Here is a 20093-nt window from a genome sequence, read left to right on the forward strand (position 1 = left end):
CCTCAAGCTTCAATTAATCCTCTGATTTCAGACTACACGTGAAACTGCTCCCTGATATTCTCAGTCACTACTTTACCATCAAACAGATTGATGATACGGTGGGCATAGTTGGCGTCGTGTGGAGAGTGGGTTACCATCACTATCGTAGTACCTTCATTATTCAACTCTTCTAAAAGCCTCATGACTTCCTCACCATTTGCCGAATCCAGGTTACCAGTAGGTTCATCGGCAAGGATTACAGCCGGCTTGGCTACAATTGCCCGTGCTATAGCTACCCTTTGCTGTTGCCCCCCGGATAGTTGCTGAGGAAAGTGGTCTTTTCTATGCATAATGTTCATTCGGGTCAAAACTTCTTCAACCCTTCTCTTGCGCTCGTCTGAAGGTATTTTCAGGTATAAAAGTGGTAGTTCTACATTTTCAAAACAGGTTAGTTCGTCAATCAGGTTGAAGCTTTGGAATACAAAACCAATATTTCCTTTTCTCAATTGTGAACGCTGTCTTTCCGAGTATTTTGCTACTTCTTCGTTTAAGAAAAAATACTGTCCATCATCAGGGTTGTCAAGTAGCCCTATGATATTGAGCAAAGTAGATTTTCCGCAACCAGATGGACCCATTATGGCTACAAATTCTCCTTTTTTTATCTCTACATTGATGTCATCCAATGCAGTGGTTTCAACCTCCTCTGTGGTGTAGAGTTTTTTGAGGTTTACAGTTTTAATGATATTTTCCATATGATTGATGTTTGTATTGAGATAGTTATGTTGTTTTGTTTATTAGATGCTTTTTTTCTTAAAGTTGCTTGATGTGGGAAGTCCGAAGTTAGAAGTCCGAAGTCTGAGGATTGACTAATAATTTCTAAAATACTATTTATTTAAGGTTAGTTTCTCAAATTTAAATTTCATGTTTTCTATGGTTTAAATAGTAAATAGATTGAAACCTAATTTACATAAACCACTATTATGAAAATATAAACAGGTTAATCTTAATCGTTTATTTTCAGGAATAACTTATCATCAAATTATAACTGAATTGCTGGTTGATCTAAAATCACTTCCTTCTTCAAACTCCCCACTTCCAACTTACTTCAAATTAAGTACTTCATTTTTGCCAAAGTTTTCATATCCGCTGACTATCACTTTTTCTCCTACTCCAAGTCCTTCTATCACTTCGTAGAACTCAGGGTTTTTCCTTCCTAACCTGATATTTCTCCTTTCTGCTTTAGCTGTAGATTGGTTGACGACAAAAACCCAGTTTCCACCTGTATCCTTGTAAAATCCTCCGGTCGGCAGTAAAACGGCTTGTTCGCTTTCGCCCAGCTCCAATCTTATCCGGACTGTCTGACCCCGCCTGATGCCTGTAGGTACTTCGTCGGTGAAAAACATGTCTACTTCAAATCTGCCTGATGTCACATTTGGGTATATTTTCCCAATCTCCAACTCATAAGAGGACCCCGAAAAGTTGAATGTTCCTTTCAAGCCTGTGCCCACTCTTGGCAGATAAAGCTCATCAATCTGTACCCTTACCTTAAATTTATCGAGAATATCAATCTGACCGTAGCGCTGCCCGGGAATAATGGATTGCCCTACTTCAATCTGTTCTGTGGCCAATTGACCCGTGATGGGTGCTTTGACAGCAAGGTTATCCAAAATGTGTCCTACCCCATCCAGAGATTGATTCATTCTCCTTTCTGAATCAGAAAGTTGCTTTTTCTGAATACCTCTTGACATAGAATCATTTCTGTAGGCCTCATAGGTCAGTTTTCTTCTTTTTACATTGTATTCATATTGCTCCTTTACTTCCTCAAACTCCCTCTCAGATACCAGTTTTTTTTCAAACAATTCCTTGAAACGCTCATACTGAGGTTTCAATAAGCTGATTTGGTAATCAATTTCTGCCAATTGTGCTTGTTGATTTAGGTCGTTTTGATCTAGTTGAAGCCTCACCTGCCTGAGGTTATTGATCTGAAAATAAAGTCCCGATTCCCTTTCCATGACTTCCAATTGAAGTTTGGAGTTAGCCAATAAAAGGATGGTATCACCCGCTTCCACAAATGCTCCTGATTCACGGACAATTTTTTGGATGTTTCCTCCTTCAAGGGCATCCAAGTAGAATGTTTCACCAGGTTCTATATTGCCACTTACAGGAATGTAATCTGTAAACTCACCCTCTTTGACAGTTGAGATGGTAATCCTCTCCATATTGACATTCATGGTCGACCTGGCATCTGCAAAACCCAATTGGTACACAATAAAACCTACCAATAATACTCCCGCTGTAACGAGAGCAATTAATTTGGGTGTCCAAGTCTTCTTCTTAATTTTTCTATCCATTGTTGATTGACTCAATTTTCTTCTGATACTTATTTTCCAATATATATGCCATGCACAAAACAGCCTTTTTTAGGTCATTCGGGCTCTCATGCCAAAAAATGTCATAATTTTCCGAACAAGTTTGTCCGCCAGCGACCAAAAATGACATGTAGCAATACAGGTTCTAATTTAATCCCTACGGTATAAAAAAAGATAAAAATGCTTCTAAGTACTCATTTGAGGGATTTTGAGAGTTCATCTATAACTTGTATCAAAACGGTACAAGTTTTGGCTATTAAAAAGAGATTTATGATTGACGCCATACGAATTCGGATGACTTAATTAAACGATATTCAGCAATCGATATTTAGTATTAATATAAAAGATCAGATTCATGACCAGCAATAATTACCAGGTATTTGCGAGGTGCAAGAATATTGGTAAAGCCGATTTGGGTCTTGTATCTTTTGTCTTGCTTCTTGTCTCTAATCTCGTATCTCCACATTCTTTAAACCACTCCCATGAAAGAACAAAAATCAGGTAAAATTTTAATTGTTGATGACAATGAGGATCTACTTAAAGCTGCTAAAATTTTTCTCAAAAGGCACTTTGGGCAAGTAGATACCGAAACCAATCCAGGTTTACTGCCCGTGTTGATAGTCAATGAGCAGTATGATGTCATCCTCCTTGACATGAACTTCACCAAGGATGTGAGCAGTGGCCAGGAAGGTTTCTACTGGTTGGATAGAATATTGGAATTAGACTCATCAGCAGTTGTGGTTTTGATTACAGCCTATGGAGATGTGAATACAGCAGTAAAAGCGATAAAAGAAGGCGCCACTGATTTTGTTCTCAAACCTTGGGAAAATGAAAAACTGCTAGCCACCCTAAATTCAGCATTACAATTGCGACAATCTAAACTTGAAGTATCACAGCTCAAAAACCAACAACAACAACTTTATCAGGATATCGATAGCAAATACAAAGATATCATTGGTCAAAGTCCAGCTATGGTTAAAGTGTTTGAAACTATAGAAAGGGTGGCGGGTACCGATGCCAATGTGTTGATTTTAGGTGAAAATGGAACAGGTAAAGAATTGATTGCAAGGGCTATACACAGAAACTCCAAACGACATAGAGAGGCTTTTGTCGGCGTTGACCTTGGGTCAATTACCAGCACTCTGTTTGAGTCAGAACTATTTGGCCACAAAAGGGGCTCATTTACAGATGCCAAGGAAGATCGAGCGGGAAGGTTTGAACAAGCCAATAAAGGGACCTTGTTCTTGGATGAAATCGGAAACCTGCCTTTGGCGCTACAATCCAAATTGTTGGCGGCGCTACAAAATAGAGAAGTGACCCGAGTAGGTGCCAATAAGGCTATTCCAGTCAATATCAGGTTGATTTCAGCAACCAATATGCCCATTCATACAATGGTATATGACAATTCATTTCGGCAAGATCTGTTGTACCGAATCAATACCATAGAAGTCACCCTACCTTCTCTCAGAGACCGAATGGAAGACATTCCTTTACTGGCCAATCATTTTATTGAATTGTATTCAAAAAAATACAACAAAGAAATTCGCAAAGCAGGCGAAGCCTTAATCAAAAGGATGCAAAAGTACCATTGGCCAGGAAATATCCGAGAATTGCAGCATAGTATAGAAAGAGCAGTTATCATGACTTCTCATTCAGTATTGCAACCTGAGGATCTTTTTATGCAAAAGCAATTGGCTCCTGAAAAACAGGAGGAAATGGTAAGCTTGGACCACCTGAACATAGAGGATGTAGAAAAAATTCTCATCAGAAAGGCATTACAAAAGCACAATGGGCATATAACCCGGGCTGCGGAAGAACTTGGGCTCACAAGGTCATCACTTTATAGAAGGTTAGAGCGGTATGGGTTATAAAACGTTTGCTTTTGGTATCATTTGGAGAGTCAGCGCCATTATAGGAATTGCCTATCTGAGTATTTACTTTTTCCTACAGGCATACAACCTTGTTCAGGGACTTATGTTCTTGCTCATTGTCCTGTTTTTGACTTTCAATTTGATTTCCTACGCAACCACTACAAATAAAAAAATCACAAGGTTTTTAGAATCTATACGCTACTCTGATTTTTCTTCCTCCTTTACCAAAGACAGTAAACTAGGCACTTCATTTAAAGAAATGAATATGTCATTCAATGAAGTGATAGATGCATTTAAGAAGACAAGGGCTGAAAAAGAGGAGCAAATGTTGTTTCTCCAGATCATGATTCAGCACATCAATACTGGTATAATTTCCTTTGATAGTAATGGTAAAATCGGTGTGATCAATGGGGCTGCCAAACAATTATTACAAATCCCGCAATTCAAGGATATCCATGACCTTGGAAAACTTTCAGTGGATTTATTGAAAAAAGTACTGGCCCTAAAGCCAGGCGGCATATTCTCTTTGAAAATCAATTCGGAACTACACCTCAATGTGCAATCTGCTGCATTCAAGATGGAAGGCAATAGTTGGACTTTGTTATCATTTCAGAACATCAAATCTGAGTTGCAGCGCAATGAATTGGAAGCTTGGCAAAACCTTACCAAAGTGTTGAGACATGAAATCATGAATTCGATGACCCCTATAGCCAGTTTGGCAAATTCACTGGGAATCATTCTGGAAGAAGACACAAAAGAAAACGAAGACGGAACTTTGCATTTGGAAAAAGATAGCTTTTTGGACCTTTCAGAGGGATTGGAGACCATTTCAAAAAGAAGTTCCGGTCTAGTCTATTTTGTAAATGCTTACAGAGACTACACCAACATTCCCCAACCGGTATTGAAAAAATTCGAAGTCAAAAACCTCATCGAAAATATCTGTGTATTGCTCAAAGAGGAAATGCAAAAAGCAAATATCAAAATCATCCCTCAAATTCATCCTGAGGACCTCAAAATATTGGCCGATCAAGATTTGATACAGATGATATTGATCAACTTGATAAAAAATGCAAAAGAGGCAATGGAGCTTGCAAAAACGAGAGAGATCAGGATCTATGCTGGTAATGATAGTCAGACTGTCCCTTTTATTCAGGTTATTGATTATGGAGAAGGTATCGTCCCTGAAGCAGTGGATAGGATTTTTGTCCCATTTTTCACCACCAAAAAGACCGGTAGTGGTATAGGACTTGCCATTTCTCGACAAATTATGAATTTGCACAAAGGGAGTTTGGAAGTAGATTCAAAATTGGGTGAAAAAACAATTTTTACACTTAGATTTGGATGATCTTTTAATGACTTTATGAACAAAGCACTCGCCATTAAAACCTCCGATACTGAGGAAGAGCTTAAGGGAATTTTAGAGCTTCAAAAAGCCAATCATGCAGCTTCTTTGTCTTCTATTGCCGACGGCTTTGTGACAGTCAAACATAGATTAGTGGATTTGAAAAAAATGAATGAGATTGCCCCTCACATTATAGTCAAGGATGGCTCTAAAGTAGTGGCTTACATATTGGCTATGACTCCGGAAAGCAAGGAAGACATACCTGTACTCAAACCGATGTTTGAGCAATTCAATCAAATTCTATATAATGGTCATAAAGTGTCTGATTATGAATATGTAGTAATAGGTCAGGTTTGCGTAGATATTGACTATAGAGGTAAGGGATTGCTGGATATGGCTTATGCTTTTTATAGAAAAACCCATGAAATAAATTTTCAATTTGCAATCACTGAAATTGCCACTAGAAATCAAAGGTCATTAAGGGCTCATCAAAGGATTGGTTTCAAGGAAATCCATCAATTTACAGATGAACTTCCGGAAAATTGGAGCATTGTTCTTTGGGATTGGTCTTGATATACCCCTCACTGTCATTTTTTAGGGTCTGGAAAGAAGACTAGCTGTTACGTAATCTTCAATAACCAAATCATGTTCTAATGTATTTGTTTACTTATTTTTCTTCAATAAAAATTGAGACTTGACAAAGTAACAAATAGGAAATCAATCATTTGTTACTCTCATGTATCGTATTTTTTGTGAAATCTGCTTGAAAGAAGAAATTAGCCTGTAAAGTCCCCAAAAATATTTTGAAAAATCATCCAGCAAACTTCACCGTTTGAACTCAGTTTTTTGTTGCTCTAGTTTACAAAAAGGTATTTTATACAATTTTAAGTAATTCTTTAATAATACCAGTAGAAAATAACTTATAATTTGCATTATTATCTTGTTTACTATTACTATTTTTAAGGTGATAAACAGTCAAGTTGGATCACCCCAAATGCTGCTTTTCTAAACATACTGATTCCAAAGTGTGATGAAAACCCAATCATACATATACCGCTGCTTGCTCTTAGTTTTCGGATTTTTTCTGAATGCCTCAATATTGTTTGCGCAGAATTGTAATCAGAATAATGTTACTGTAGAAAGATTTGAACTTAGGGATGTAAATGGAAATCCTTTTACATCTGCCGATGACTATCAACTTGGGGAAGAAGTTTCTGGTACTCTATATGTAATACTCGGTGGAAGCAACTCAGGAAATGCTTATTCAACAGTTGCATTTTTTAACATATTGATTAATGAAACTCCAGTTTCTGGTAGACAAAGAGCATGTTTATCTGAATTAGTAAATCCACAATTTGGCACAGCAATATTTGCTTCAGATTTAACATGGAATTGGGGTGATAAAGTAACCTTAAATGGCTTATTAGTTAGGTGGTTTACGAATGGTAACGAAGGAAACACTTGTAATCAAATAACAGAAGACACGAATAAATCAGCGCAGTGTTTTGCCAGTCCCGATGATATTGAAGCTGAAATTCCCGTAGTTCCAAATCTTGACTTTGACGCAGAAACATGTAATCCTACTGTTGACTTTATCAATCAAACAATTGGAGGAAAACCTCCATACACCTATGCTTGGAATTTTGATGGGTATGGGACCTCTATAGAAGCTAATCCTACTTTTACTTTCCCAGGAATTGACAGTTATGAAGTCACTTTGTCTGTCACAGATGCAGATGATATTACTAATACTATCACCAAAACAATTACTATTCCTGCCATAGAAATAGAAATTGAGGTAACTCCTACCCGGATTAATGAAAGTACTGGTTCAATATTGGTTCAGCCTTCCGGAGGCACAGGACCTTACACCGTGGAATGGATCAGTACCGATCCAGAGGGTATTTCAGGTACAGTTACAGGTGTTGATAATACTTACTTGATTGATAACCTGCCTTTTGGTAATTACGAGGTATCTGTAACTGATTCTCAAGGTTGTCCAGGATTTGTAGAAACATTTATTGATATAGCCACCATATTATTTAGCCGATGGGGAGGGCTTGAGGTCACGCTTAAAGAGGATCAAGCTGGCGTAAGTTTGGATTGGTTTACCGAAACTGAGGGTGACCCAGGTGTATTTCAAATCGAGCGTGCTGATAATCCTGATTTAGATTTTTACAATGTTGCGGAAATTAAAAGTTCCGGGTTTTCTGACAATCCCATATGGTATTCACATGTTGACACCGAACTTCCTTCTCAAGGGGGAAGAATATATTATAGGATTAATTATATAGTCAACAATGAAATAGATGTCTTTTCTGATTTGGTTTCCATCGTAATTGAAGCCTCAGAAGAAGCCGTACATTTCAATACCTACCCTAATCCCACTACCGGAGAAAAGCTGACTTTACGCTTGCATAACCATAGAGCATTACATAACAAGGAAATCACTGTAAGCTTGTTTTCTGCCAATTATTTTGTGAATAAAGAAATGATTGTACAAGGTCAGTTTATTGAATTAGGGGATCTTATTCGGCCTTTTCCTAAAGGTGTGATCATTTTACAACTGAGAGGTGAGGGTATCCATCAGAACATTAAGGTTATGAAAAAATAGTTTTCTAGCCATTTTAGGTTTTTTCACCTTTATGATTTGGAATGGATATGTTTTCCCAATATTAATTTTTATCAATTAAAGAGTTGGAATATAAGATTTGCCCTCTTATTTTGACTTCAAATTTTTCAATTATGTATGTAAAAAGATATTACAGTCTTGGGATGACTGTACGTTGGTCAAGAAAATCACTTTATCTCGGGCTTTTGTACTCAACGATTATCATAATTATTTATGAACTGACATCCATCCCCTTTACCCTACCCTGGCAACCTATTTCAGTGATTGGTATTGCTGTTGCTTTTTATCTTGGCTTCAAAAACAACAGTTCCTACGACCGAACTTGGGAAGCCCGTAAAATCTGGGGAGCCATTGTTAATGATAGCAGAACCTTCGCTACAGGTGTGTTGAGTCTTTTGGATGGTGAAAATCAGGAAGATCTATCTCGTGTGAAAAAAGAGTTGGTCTACAGGCATCTGGCATGGTTGATTTCCTTAAAGTATTCACTTAGGGCAAAACGAAGCTGGGAGCACAATGAAGATCCTTATAAACTTACCTTTGCTCCTACTTTTGTAGCTGAATTCAAATCTGGTTACAAACCGGAAGTGCTTCAATATATTAGCAAAGAGGAGTTTGATAAACTTTCAATAAAATCAAATTTTGCTACTCAACTGTTGCATGAACAGTCCAAAGCGATACAGAAACTTAAAACAGATGGCATCATCTCTGATTATAAGCAAGTTTGGTTACATCAACTTATTGGAAAACACTATGATAACCAAGGTAAATGCGAAAGGATCAAAAACTTCCCTTTGCCCAGGCAATATGCATCTACTGCCCTATGGATGACATATGTTTTTTGTTCTTTGATTCCATTTGGTTTGTTGAGTTTATTCGAAGAATCTTCGGCATTACATGCCTGGTTGACAATTCCATTTTCTGGTTTGATCATCTGGGTTTTCTTTTTGATGGACAGAATAGGTGATTATTCAGAAAACCCTTTTGAGGCATCATACAATGATATACCCATAGCTTCTATCACTAGAACAATAGAAATAGATCTAAGGGAAATGTTGGGTGACAATGATATTCCTGAGCCATATCCTGTAGAAAACGGATTTTTGATGTAATCACGCTTTGGTTTCTGTTTGATTTCCAAGTTTTTGAGCAATTGCAGAACCTGCCAATAATTGTAGCGCATGGTAAATCATAAGCGGTAAGAGGATTATTCCAAAAACAGTTGGGTCCGGAAACATTACCCGACCCATTACAGCGCCTTGTACCAAGGATTTTTTACTTCCGCAAAACACAACAGCGATGGTATCTGCTCTTGAAAAATGTAGCATTTTGGAAAACCAATACATCAAAGCCATCATCACGAAAAAGAATAGTAACATCAATGCTCCCAACCTAACCAATTCCAACACTGAGTATCCCATAAACATATCCTCGGCAAAAGATTCGGCAAAAGCTGTGAATACTATCAGGAGTATTATCGCCTGATCAAAGTTTTTGAGACTTCTTTGAAACTTATTGACAAAGCTGATAAGATACTTGTGAAGCAATAAACCTATCAGGACCGGAAAAAGTACCTGCAAACTCAACTTGATGAATGTATCTGTAAGGTCAAAACTTACAGCAGTATCAGGGAGCAATACTTCCATCCAAACCGGTGTAATGAAGATTCCTACCATACTTGAAATACTGGCATTGAAAATTGCCGCGGGAAGATTTCCTCTGGCTATAGAAACCATGACAACCGAAGAAGACACAGTGGAAGGCAATGCCGCCAAGTAAAAGGTCCCCAACCACAAATAATTTCCTTCTTCCCCCCAAATGGCATATAGTACCAAAACCAGCAAAGGGAAGATCAAAAAGGTAGTAGCCTGAATAAGTAAATGTAGTTTCCAATTGGAGAGTCCTTTTACGAGTTTTTGAGGGCTGAGCTTTACACCATAAAAAAAGAAAATAATAGAAATCCCGGCCCCGGTAATAGTTTTAAGAGGCAAAGGACTTGACGCTGTACCCCATTCTGGAATTAGCCTTGCTAGCAAAATCATTCCGATCAGTAGGAGGAAAAATGAATTTAAGCCTGCACGGGAAAGCGTTTGTTTTAATCTACCCATTTTAGTCTTCTCGCAAATTAGCTATTGGATCGGATGATATTATCGCAAAATATAGCGGTAGCAATGGCAACATTCAATGATTCTGCCTGCCCTACTCTTGGAATAGTCACTTTGTGGGTTACCAAAGGTTCAAGGCCAGCTGATATCCCCTTTGATTCATTACCCATCAATAAGATTCCCCCTTTTGCAAAAGGAGTCTGATAAATAGTCGTGCCATTCAAGAAGGCTCCATATACTGGATTCACTGATTTTTGGATAAAATCATTGAGTGAAGTGTACCAAACCTGGGCTCTGGTGAAACTCCCCATGCTGGATTGTAAAACCTTGGGATTATAAAAGTCTGCTGATTCTTCAGAAAGGATGATTTTCCGGATGCCATACCAATCAGCAATACGGATAATAGTCCCCAAGTTCCCCGGGTCTCTCACATCATCCAAGGCTATCACCCACTCATCGCTTCCCACTTCCAAAGTATCGTTAGCTTTTGTTTTAGCTACAGCCAAAGCACTGTCATTTGTCTTGAAAGCACCAGCTGATTCCAGGATTTTCTGACTTACCAAATAGGATTCCCCTCGAAAATTATCTACCAACGCAAAATGATCCTGATAATACCGTTCGGTATAAATCAAATGTGTACTTTCATAATCAGATTGCAGAAGTTCCGTTACGTTTTTACTTCCTTCCACAAAAAAAGCATGTTCCAGCTTCCGGAATTTTTTCTGTTGTAAGGATTTAATAAACTTAAGCGTATTTTTGCTTAACATTCGGTAATTGCCAAATAGTGAATAAAGCCAAATATATAAACTTTCTTTTTCTGCTGTTTTTATTTTCTGCCTGTTCTTTGACAAAAGGACTGAAAGAAGGGCAATACTTGCTTTACGATGTAAGCACCAAAGGTGTAAAAGAGAGCGATAAAACGGAATTGCAAAACCTGATCAGGCAAACCCCAAATACGAGGATTCCATTGATCAATGCCTCTGTAGGGGTTGCCATTTATAGATTTGGTGAATGGACCTTTGACAGTGTCAAACACATCAACAGGCAGCATAGGCTCAAACTTGAACAAGAGACCCTTTATGCCATTCAGGACACTTCCAACCTATCCAACAAACAAGGTAGAAGGTTAGCCAAAATCACTGATAATCTTGCCAGCATTGAAAAGAAGCTGGAATTCGGGAATTTTTTCATGAGGACAGGAAATCCTCCCGTTGTATATGACAGTACGCTTACCGAAGACAGCAAAAGACAAATTACTTTTTACCTCTTTAATAATGGTTTTTTTGATGCTGAAACAGATTATGAGGTCGAGAAATCCGGTAAAAAAGCCAAAGTGACATATTTAGTGACCGAAGGAAGCCCCTATAAAATCGATACTTTTTTTACAAGATCAGATGATCAAAAAATCTATGAATTACTCATTCAACATGATAGAAAAACCAATATCAAAGCTGGAAATAATTACGATCAGGGGGTAATTTCACAAGAAAGACAGCGTGTCGAAGACTTGATGAAAGAAAACGGATATTTTACATTCACACGCTCCTACATAGAATATAATGTATACAAAGACACTTTGGATAAGACTGTACAAATAGAGCAGCTTATCAGAAAGCCTGTCTATGCCGATAATCATCAGGTCTATCGTTTGGATTCTGTGTATTTCAATATTGACCCCCCTTCTAATGAGTTTATAGACAATAGTATTAAGACGCGATATAGGGATATCAACTTTGAGTTATACGATGACAAGTACTCTGAAAAGATTATTGCTTCTAGGATATTTTTGAAAAAAGGAGGTCTTTACAGTAGGAATGATGTTATAGAATCACAAAGACAATTGGCCAATCTTGACTTGTTCCGATTTGTAAATATTGCGTTTGACACCATAGGGAATACATTAAGGCCAAAGATATTTACCCAACCCAACCAAAAATATCAAGTTACCAATCAATTGGGAGCAAGCATCACAGAACAATTGCCAGGACCATTTTTTAGCCATTCCTTAAGAAACAGAAATCTCTTTAGAGGAGCTGAGATTTTTGAATTCTTTTTTAGAGCGGGACTTGAAGGTGTGGTTTCTGCCACTGGTGAAGGCGGTGTGTTCCGAAGTAGGGAACTCAACACCTCTGGATCTGTTATCTTTCCACAATTTTTGGTGCCATTTGTAAGTACTTTAGACAAGTTTGGTCGCTACAATCCTAGAACAAGAACTCTGATTGGTTACAATTATGTGAACAGGCCAGAATACATCAGGGAAAGTATCAATGGTATTTTGTCTTACAATTGGAATACAAGAGATCTTAGACAACAATACACATTCAATGCTGTGGATGCTAACTTTATAAGGTCCAACTTGAGTGGAGATTTCAGAGAAATACTTGAAGATTTACAAAATCAAGGCAATAATTTGATCAACTCTTTTCTCCCCTCCTATGTCAGCAGTATTTCTGGCCAAGTGATTATCAATTTTAATCAATATGGGGCATTTAGTCGCAATAGGGCTTCATTACTTAGACTGTTCATGGAAAGTGGCGGCACATCTTTGAATTTCCTCAATAGAGATTTTGTGGATGACAGGAGCCTGGCATATTTCCAGTTTCTCAAATTTCAGGCTGATTTTAGAAGGTATATTCCTATCAATAGACAACACACCTTTGCCTACAGGTTGAATTTGGGTATGGCCAAACCTTATGGTGTCAGTGACGGGGTATTACCATATGAAAAATATTTTTTTGCCGGAGGTAGCACAGGTATACGGGCTTGGCAACCTCGGCGACTTGGACCTGGATCATATACCCCTGATTTGTTGGAAGATGGGAGTTTTGATTACCGCTTTGAGCAACCTGGGGAAATACTATTCGAAGGAATGTTTGAATTAAGGTCAAAACTCTATGGGTACTTTGATGGTGCGTTTTTTGTGGATATTGGTAATAGTTGGACGTTTGCAGAAGATCCCACAAGACCTGGAGCTAATTTTGAATTCAACAGATTTTATAATGAAATTGCAGTTGGCACTGGTCTCGGGTTAAGGATGGACTTTGATTTTCTTGTGCTTAGATTGGACATGGGTGTAAAAGCACTCGATCCAGCTAGACCACAAGGAGAGCGGTTTATTCTTGGTAATTTCTTCAATAGATTTTTGGGAGAAAGGGGTCAGACTGTATTCAACATAGGAATAGGTTATCCATTTTAATGATTAATTATGAAAACATACGAAGAGTTTCTAGATTCACTAAAAGAAAGTTCACCTCCAAAAGAATTGTCTACACAACTGCTTGCATTATGGTATGACGCCAATAATGATTGGGATAAGGCACACGAATATGTAGATGGCCCAACAGATCCAACTTCTCATTGGGTTCATGCTTATTTACATAGAAAAGAAGGAGATATGGCAAATGCTGACTACTGGTACAAAAGGGCAGATAAAAACCGACCGGATGTCTCTCTTGATGAAGAATGGACTTTGATTGCAAAAAAACTCATTTCTTTCACCAGATAAAAAGCAAGGATCATAAAAAAAGACTTTGGTCAGTAAAATGGCCAAAGTCTTTTTGTTTCAAAATGCATTTTTTAAAGTTTCCTAATTCTCCAATTCTTTGAGTTCTACTCTGACGGCTTGGGATTTAGGAATGACGCCACCACCGATTTTTTCAGCGATATAATAGGTGATTTGCGCACCAAAGAGAAAGATAACTACCGAGTAATACACCCAAATGAGCAGTATTACCAAAGAGCCTGCCGCTCCATAGGTAGATCCAAGGTCACTATTGCCCATATATATCCCAATCAGGTACTTTCCTACCCCAAAAAGTACCATTGTGACGAAGGCACCAAGCCATGTGTCTTTCCACCTTACTTTGGCGTCAGGAAGTATTTTATACATCAAGGCAAATACAATGATCACAATTACCTGAGCGACTATAAAACTTGCAAATGAGGCAAAATTGATCGGAAGGTCTACCAAGTACTCAGTAAGGTAATTATTGGCAATAACCAAAACAGCATCCAAAATAAGCGATATCAACATGATAAATCCTATTGATGCCACCAAAGAAAAGCTCAGCAACCTATTGATTACAAATTTTAAAATTCCCTTTTCAGGTTTGGGTTTGATGTGCCAGATATGATTGATGGCGTTCTGTAAACTCACAAACACAGTGGTTGCACTAAAGGCCAAGATCAAAAATGCTACTGCATAGGGAATACCTGAATCCTGCTCTACAGTGAAATTGTCCAGTATTTCCTCCAAAGTTTCCCTGCTTTCTGTACCTGCCAAATTCTCAACTTGAACTAAAACTTCTTCCTGAAAATCGGATTCTGAAATAAATGTAGTTCCGATATTTAGGATAATTATCAAAAGTGCCGGTAAGCTAAATATGGTGTAAAAAGCAGTTCCTGCTGCCAAACCACTAGATTCACCTGAAGTAAAATCCTTAACACTGTCGATTATGATTTGAAAAAATGTAAGCTCTTTAAGCTTATTAAATTTCTTTTTAAACATCACGAATTTATTTTTCCCATAAATCAGATAAGCTGTAAGGGCTTTTACTGCCAGTAAAAAACCTTCCATCTATGAATCTGAACTCCTCCCCTATATTCAAAAGTCTTTCCATATCTTCTGGATCTAACACCACATCCACCGAACTCAGGTTTTCTTTGATTCTACCTTGATTGGTAGATTTTGGGATTATAGCAATATCTCTATGGATAGAAAATGCAATCAGCACCTGTGCCGCTGAGACTCCATGTTTCTCTGCAATTGCATTGACAACTTCATGCCCAAGTAGGCTAGGTTCATTTTCTTTTTTGATAGAAGTTGCCCGATCTCCTGAACCCAGTGGTGAATAAGCGGTAACCAACATGCCATGGGATTTGCAAAATTCAACCAGTTTTTTCTGTACCAAAAATGGATGAAGTTCAATCTGATTCATTTCGGGTTTGATCTCGGCATTTTTAAAAACTTCCTCTAGTTTGGACACATTGAAGTTTGACATTCCAATATGCCTTGCCAATCCTTGTTTGTGTGCTTCTTCCATTCCAGCCCATGTCTGACGCAAGGGAACATCTTGGTAAGTATAAAACTCTTCTCTGGTCTGCGCAAAGCCCACACCGTTTTTAAAAGCTATAGGCCAATGAATCAAGTAAAGATCCAAATAATCCAGTCTCAAATCTTGTAATGTTTTTTTTAATGCCGGAACGACATCCTCAAACCTGTGGGAGTTGTTCCAAAGTTTGGATGTAACAAAAATATCCTCACGTTTGACAAGCCCATCGGTAAAAGCTTTCTCAAAAGCTTTACCCACTTCCTTTTCATTATCATATATCGCTGCACAATCAATATGCCTGTATCCGGCTTCAAGTGCCCATAAAACTGCATTATAAACTTCTCCTGGCTTAGATTTCCAAGTTCCCAAGCCAATGATCGGCATTTGATCTCCATTTTTAAAAGTAATGTATTTCATGTGTTTATATTTTGTTTTTTAAAGGCCACCCCGATTATTCGGGGCAGGCTATGGAATCTCGCTATGATAATCATCCCACTGTGCTAAGTTTTCATCATGTCTGTCTGCTTCAGGCAGGCCTGTCAGTTTCAGGCAGGCTCGATGTCATATGATAGTGAGTTTGAGCTTTGCTTTCTTAAAGTTACGAATTAATGAGTGAAGGTCATGTATTGCATCAGTCTTCTTCCTTGAATTTTTGCAGGTATTTCTTGAACCTATTCATGACCCAAAGGTGAATCCTTGCTTGGGTATTGACATATACATACCAAGGAAGTCTAGGTACAAATTCATGAATAGCTGATATGATATGTTTTCCATCCATTACATCTCTAAATTCTAGCCATCCATAATCAAATCTCTTCACCAACCATCCACCTGATATATAGAATAATTGCCTTTGAATATCACTTCTGTCCTGTATCCAAGTCAGTTGGAGCATTGGCTTGTTACTTTTTATAAAAAAATAAAAGCTAACCTCCCCTTTATTGGTTTCTTCTGCATTGATCAAAAAGCGAAAGAAATTTGGAAGCCATAGTTTGTACCTATTGGCTACCCATATGGCACTTTTATGCCTTGTGTTTGGTAGTCTTTGAATACTCCTTACTGTGTTCCTTACCTCGTTTCCGCCTTGAAACTTTGGCATTTTAGGCTTGTCAGCCTCTGGATCCAAAGCATACTGAACAGCTTCTTCATAAGATTGATAATCTATTTTTACCTGGTCAAATTTCAAATCCTCTCCCACAGTCAAGGTATGTTTCAAGCTTTGAACCAAAGGCGATACCAAGGTATACGGAGTTTCTCCGAAAAAGCTTACCCATAACTTTGATAGCCCTACTGAAAATACGGGAACTGAAAAAATCCACCTCTTTTTCCCCATTACTTTGGCAGTTTTTTCCAACATGCCTTTATAGCTCAGAATTTCGGGAGAACCTATTTCAAAAGCCCTATTGTAGACCTCTTCATTTCCTATACATGAATCCATTATGGTAAGGGCATCCCTTAGTGAAATAGCCTGTGTGGATGATAAGGTCCATTTGGGACACATCAAAGCAGGCAATTTCCTCACCAAGTTATAGATCATATCAAATGATGAGCCTCCTGGACCTACGATAATCCCAGCCCTCAAAGCAGTCACAGCCACGCCTTTTGACCCTAAGGTATTTTCTACCTCAAGCCTACTTCGCAGGTGAATGGAAATTTTGCTCTCTTCTACCTCTTTGGGTAGTATTCCACCCATGTAGAGTATCTGCTTTATGCCATTAGCGGCGGCGGCTCTCGCAAAATTATCAGCTAATAAAAGATCCGTATCTTCAAAGCTACCTTGATTGAGCCTTGTGGAAGCACTCATGGAGTGAATAAGGTAGATGGCATAATCTACACCTTCCAGAGCCTCGGTGGTAGAGGTAATAGAGAATAGTTCTACTTTGCGCCATGTTACTTCCGGGTGTGGATTGTCATAAGCTTCTCTCCTACTCAAAGCTACAATATTGTATTTGTCTTTGAATTGATGGATAAACCAACGGCCTACATATCCTCCGGCGCCTGCTATGGCTATAGTTTTTTTCAATTTAATGTATGGTTTGTTGTGAAAGTATCAATGCTTCAGCCGCTTTGCGACCCGAAGTCATCGCTGCATTTAATGAGCCATACAACATGTGGTCACCTGCCAAGAAGACGTTGTCATAAATTTTACTGCTGGTAGCAGGGAGTGTGACACTCATATCTTCTACATCAGGCAAAGCATCGTGGATTTCATAGGTTTTGACATGCTCGAAAAATTCAGCATTGATATTGGTGATGGCTGAAAGTTCAATGGCTACTAGTTTGGCTAGCTTGTCATCTAAGGTAACTGGTTTTGTAATGGAAACAGATAGCAATGCCCTATCATTGTTGGAATAAGATTTACTTACATCAGTCATAAATACCAGGTTATTGGTCAAAAACTGATCATCTGGCAAAAGACCAATCATAGGTTGGGCGATAAAGGACTTAGCAAGAGAGTAATAGATATTGATCACTTTCTTGTAAGGCTTTGTCTGTCCTTGCAACTGGGGAATAAGTAAGTCGGGCCTGCACGCTACAATTATTGCATCAGCTTGAATCAATTCACCTGACTCAAGTTCAATATTAGTACCCTGTAGACTTTCTACTTTCTGACAGAACCTGATTTGGGTTCTTAAAAGACGGCTTTTCAACTGCTCAGGAATTACCTGCATTCCCAAAGCCGGTACCGCTGCCTGGCCTTCAGCAAACATTTTGAATACAAACCTAAACATCCTTGAAGATGTAGAAAGGTCATTTTCAAGGAATATTCCTTTGAAAAAAGGCTTGAAGAAATTATCAATTATTTTGGAAGAAAAACCGTAATCGGACAAGAATTGAAGGGTGCTAGTATTTGGGCCGGTAAATATTTCAGCGTCAGTTTTCTTCTTTAGCTCTTGGGTAAGCAGAAACATCTTGACTTTATCCTTCAAAGTACCTACATCAGAAAAAGCCATGCTGATAGCTTTCGAAGGATTTCGCAAAGGATCGTGGATTTTAAGTGTACTGCCAGGCTTTAGGATAATTGCCCCTGGGTCAAAATACTTTAGGTTCAAAAGATCATAATCAAGATACCTTTGTGCTTCAGGATAAGCTGTTAGCAATACCTGAAAGCCCCTATCCAACAAAAATCCATCGACTTTATCCGTCCTCACCCGACCACCTACTTCGTCTGATGCTTCAATAATAACAGGGGAAAAGCCCAACTTTTCTAGCTCTAATGCTGCTATCAAACCTGAAATCCCTGCGCCAATAATGTAAATATTTGATTCTTTCTCCATAACAAATAGGTGTATATTAATGACCAATTAAAACTTAAATTGTTTTGAGTAACATTCCATAAAACCATTAAACCAGTTAAAACTTAAATAAAGAGAGCCCTATATTTAATGTTCAATTTACTCATTTGAATGACTAACTTCCAATTTCAAATTTAATGCAACATGAACTTCTATAGAAAAATCACCCTAATTACAGCTTTTTGTCTGATGTACATCTCCACTCAGGCCCAATCTACCTACTTTCCGCCTTTTGGCGAATGGGAAGAAAAGAAACCACAAGACTTGGAGGTAAATGCTACAAAACTTAAAGCTGCCATTGATTTTGCCATTCAGGAAGAAAGTACTGAAAACAAAAATCTCAAACTGGCACATTATCAAAGCGCTTTTGGCCGTGAACCTCTTGGTTTTCCTGTAGGTCCACTGAAAGACCGTGGGGCTGCTGCAGGATTGATTGTTTATAAAGGCTATGTGATCGGGAAATGGGGAGACCCTGAGCGTGTAGATTTAACTTTTTCCGTAGCCAAAAGTATCCTTTCCACTACTGTAGGACTGGCCATTGATAAAGGATTGATCAAGAGTGAAAAAGACTTAGCCTACAAGTATATAGGTCCAATCATCCCTTACGAGCCTCAAAAGGCTATGATGAATAAATCTGACCACCTGATGGAAGAAGATATTATTGATCTTTTTGCTACAGATCATAATAAAAAAATCAGCTGGGAACACTTATTAAGACAAACCTCAGATTGGGAGGGTACACTTTGGGGAAAGCCTGACTGGGCTGACAGACCACAGGGAGACTCTAAAGAATGGTTGACCAGAAGTCGAAATGAGCCCGGTACTGTTTACAAGTACAATGACACAAGGGTCAATGTTTTGGCTTTAGCAGCACTGCATGTATGGAGAAAACCTCTACCTCAAGTACTCAAAGAACATGTCATGGACAAAATTGGAGCTAGCCACACATGGAGATGGACTGGATATGAGAATTCCTATGTAGTTCTAGATGGACAAATAGTACAGTCGGTAAGCGGTGGGTCTCACTGGGGCGGTGGAATGTTCATCTCTGCCTATGACCAAGCGAGATTTGGATACTTGACTATGAATAAAGGGAACTGGAATGGCACTCAGGTGATTTCTGAGGATTGGATCAATAAGTCAAGAACACCTACTTCTGTTCAAACCAACTACGGTTTTATGAATTACTTCTTGAATACAGATAAGAAAGAAATTCCTTCAGCTCCAGAAACTGCATTTTTCCACCTTGGAGCGGGAGTGAATATGATCTACGTAGATGAGGAAAATGATTTGGTCATCGTAACCCGTTGGATTAAGAATGATAAAAAAGCCGATTTGGTTAAAATGGTCTTGGAAAGCATTCCAAACGCTAAAAATTAGGTTTCTTAAACTATATAAAAAAGGGATGGCTGATCAATCAGCCATCCCTTTTTACAATCATTCACTGGAGA

Annotated in this window: 16 protein-coding genes; 8 read left to right on the forward strand and 8 right to left on the reverse strand. The window is 38.4% G+C overall.

Going from position 1 to position 20093, the window contains the following annotated elements; genetic code table 11:
- Nucleotides 1–32: 32 nt before the first annotated feature.
- Entirely contained in the window at nt 33–731 is a 699-nt protein-coding gene (locus CLW00_RS00765; protein WP_106131740.1) for an ABC transporter ATP-binding protein, read from the reverse strand.
- A 348-nt stretch (nt 732–1079) separates the two neighbouring features.
- Nucleotides 1080–2330 (reverse strand): efflux RND transporter periplasmic adaptor subunit, encoded by a 1251-nt coding sequence (locus CLW00_RS00770; protein WP_106131741.1) that lies wholly within the window; start codon nt 2328–2330, stop codon nt 1080–1082.
- Between the two features lie 500 nt (nt 2331–2830).
- Here CLW00_RS00770 and CLW00_RS00775 point away from each other — a divergent pair, with 500 nt between their 5' ends.
- The 5 genes from CLW00_RS00775 to CLW00_RS00795 all read left to right on the forward strand — a co-directional run bounded on the left by CLW00_RS00775 (nt 2831) and on the right by CLW00_RS00795 (nt 9302).
- A complete protein-coding gene (locus tag CLW00_RS00775) occupies nt 2831–4219 on the forward strand; it encodes a sigma-54-dependent transcriptional regulator (protein ID WP_106131742.1) in 1389 nt (462 codons plus the stop codon).
- A complete protein-coding gene (locus CLW00_RS00780) occupies nt 4209–5564 on the forward strand; it encodes a sensor histidine kinase (RefSeq protein ID WP_106131743.1) in 1356 nt (451 codons plus the stop codon). Before CLW00_RS00775 ends, CLW00_RS00780 begins: the two co-directional genes overlap by 11 nt.
- Before the next feature lie 15 nt (nt 5565–5579).
- The gene (locus CLW00_RS00785; protein WP_106131744.1) at nt 5580–6134 is read left to right on the forward strand and encodes a GNAT family protein; all 555 of its coding nucleotides are present in this window, start codon (nt 5580–5582) and stop codon (nt 6132–6134) included.
- A gap of 457 nt (nt 6135–6591) precedes the next feature.
- Complete coding sequence (locus CLW00_RS00790; protein ID WP_106131745.1) at nt 6592–8175, forward strand: PKD domain-containing protein; 1584 nt, start codon at nt 6592–6594, stop codon at nt 8173–8175.
- 131 nt (nt 8176–8306) lie between these two features.
- The gene (locus CLW00_RS00795; protein ID WP_170073153.1) at nt 8307–9302 is read left to right on the forward strand and encodes a bestrophin family protein; all 996 of its coding nucleotides are present in this window, start codon (nt 8307–8309) and stop codon (nt 9300–9302) included.
- Here CLW00_RS00795 and CLW00_RS00800 read toward each other — a convergent pair whose 3' ends face one another.
- Both CLW00_RS00800 and CLW00_RS00805 read right to left on the reverse strand, forming a co-directional pair.
- Nucleotides 9303–10298: a bile acid:sodium symporter family protein gene (locus tag CLW00_RS00800; RefSeq protein ID WP_106131746.1), complete on the reverse strand. Its 996-nt coding sequence runs from the start codon at nt 10296–10298 to the stop codon at nt 9303–9305.
- Between the two features lie 17 nt (nt 10299–10315).
- Entirely contained in the window at nt 10316–11062 is a 747-nt protein-coding gene (locus CLW00_RS00805; protein ID WP_106131747.1) for an RNA methyltransferase, read from the reverse strand.
- Nucleotides 11063–11079: 17 nt separating this feature from the next.
- Here CLW00_RS00805 and tamL point away from each other — a divergent pair, with 17 nt between their 5' ends.
- Nucleotides 11080–13491 carry a translocation and assembly module lipoprotein TamL gene (gene tamL, locus CLW00_RS00810; protein WP_106131748.1) on the forward strand — a complete coding sequence of 804 codons (2412 nt, stop codon included), beginning with the start codon at nt 11080–11082 and terminating at the stop codon, nt 13489–13491.
- Nucleotides 13492–13500: 9 nt separating this feature from the next.
- Complete coding sequence (locus tag CLW00_RS00815; RefSeq protein WP_106131749.1) at nt 13501–13800, forward strand: tetratricopeptide repeat protein; 300 nt, start codon at nt 13501–13503, stop codon at nt 13798–13800.
- Between the two features lie 81 nt (nt 13801–13881).
- Here CLW00_RS00815 and CLW00_RS00820 read toward each other — a convergent pair whose 3' ends face one another.
- The 4 genes from CLW00_RS00820 to CLW00_RS00835 form a co-directional block, all read right to left on the reverse strand.
- Entirely contained in the window at nt 13882–14802 is a 921-nt protein-coding gene (locus tag CLW00_RS00820; RefSeq protein ID WP_106132197.1) for a YihY/virulence factor BrkB family protein, read from the reverse strand.
- Nucleotides 14803–14809: 7 nt separating this feature from the next.
- Nucleotides 14810–15763, reverse strand: coding sequence for an aldo/keto reductase (locus CLW00_RS00825; RefSeq protein ID WP_106131750.1), 954 nt, complete (start codon nt 15761–15763; stop codon nt 14810–14812).
- Nucleotides 15764–15977: 214 nt separating this feature from the next.
- Nucleotides 15978–17369: an NAD(P)H-binding protein gene (locus CLW00_RS00830; protein ID WP_106131751.1), complete on the reverse strand. Its 1392-nt coding sequence runs from the start codon at nt 17367–17369 to the stop codon at nt 15978–15980.
- A gap of 1 nt (nt 17370) precedes the next feature.
- On the reverse strand, nt 17371–18624 hold the full coding sequence (locus tag CLW00_RS00835; RefSeq protein WP_106131752.1) for an NAD(P)/FAD-dependent oxidoreductase: 1254 nt from the start codon (nt 18622–18624) through the stop codon (nt 17371–17373).
- Nucleotides 18625–18786: 162 nt separating this feature from the next.
- Here CLW00_RS00835 and CLW00_RS00840 point away from each other — a divergent pair, with 162 nt between their 5' ends.
- Entirely contained in the window at nt 18787–20022 is a 1236-nt protein-coding gene (locus tag CLW00_RS00840; RefSeq protein WP_106131753.1) for a serine hydrolase domain-containing protein, read from the forward strand.
- The last annotated feature ends 71 nt before the right edge of the window (nt 20023–20093 follow it).

Origin of the sequence: Mongoliibacter ruber (assembly GCF_003003005.1) — a bacterium.
In the GTDB taxonomy this organism is placed as follows: Bacteria; Bacteroidota; Bacteroidia; order Cytophagales; family Cyclobacteriaceae; genus Mongoliibacter; species Mongoliibacter ruber.

What these genes read in the sequence shown, in the direction of transcription:
- CLW00_RS00820 (WP_106132197.1), bottom strand. Translation starts at nt 14,802, where the DNA reads ATGTTTAAAAAGAAATTTAATAAGCTTAAAGAGCTTACATTTTTTCAA.
- CLW00_RS00790 (WP_106131745.1), top strand. Translation starts at nt 6,592, where the DNA reads ATGAAAACCCAATCATACATATACCGCTGCTTGCTCTTAGTTTTCGGA.
- CLW00_RS00785 (WP_106131744.1), top strand. Translation starts at nt 5,580, where the DNA reads ATGAACAAAGCACTCGCCATTAAAACCTCCGATACTGAGGAAGAGCTT.
- CLW00_RS00835 (WP_106131752.1), bottom strand. Translation starts at nt 18,624, where the DNA reads ATGGAGAAAGAATCAAATATTTACATTATTGGCGCAGGGATTTCAGGT.
- CLW00_RS00800 (WP_106131746.1), bottom strand. Translation starts at nt 10,298, where the DNA reads ATGGGTAGATTAAAACAAACGCTTTCCCGTGCAGGCTTAAATTCATTT.
- CLW00_RS00780 (WP_106131743.1), top strand. Translation starts at nt 4,209, where the DNA reads ATGGGTTATAAAACGTTTGCTTTTGGTATCATTTGGAGAGTCAGCGCC.
- CLW00_RS00775 (WP_106131742.1), top strand. Translation starts at nt 2,831, where the DNA reads ATGAAAGAACAAAAATCAGGTAAAATTTTAATTGTTGATGACAATGAG.
- CLW00_RS00825 (WP_106131750.1), bottom strand. Translation starts at nt 15,763, where the DNA reads ATGAAATACATTACTTTTAAAAATGGAGATCAAATGCCGATCATTGGC.
- CLW00_RS00770 (WP_106131741.1), bottom strand. Translation starts at nt 2,330, where the DNA reads ATGGATAGAAAAATTAAGAAGAAGACTTGGACACCCAAATTAATTGCT.
- CLW00_RS00805 (WP_106131747.1), bottom strand. Translation starts at nt 11,062, where the DNA reads ATGTTAAGCAAAAATACGCTTAAGTTTATTAAATCCTTACAACAGAAA.
- CLW00_RS00765 (WP_106131740.1), bottom strand. Translation starts at nt 731, where the DNA reads ATGGAAAATATCATTAAAACTGTAAACCTCAAAAAACTCTACACCACA.
- CLW00_RS00815 (WP_106131749.1), top strand. Translation starts at nt 13,501, where the DNA reads ATGAAAACATACGAAGAGTTTCTAGATTCACTAAAAGAAAGTTCACCT.
- CLW00_RS00795 (WP_170073153.1), top strand. Translation starts at nt 8,307, where the DNA reads ATGTATGTAAAAAGATATTACAGTCTTGGGATGACTGTACGTTGGTCA.
- CLW00_RS00840 (WP_106131753.1), top strand. Translation starts at nt 18,787, where the DNA reads ATGAACTTCTATAGAAAAATCACCCTAATTACAGCTTTTTGTCTGATG.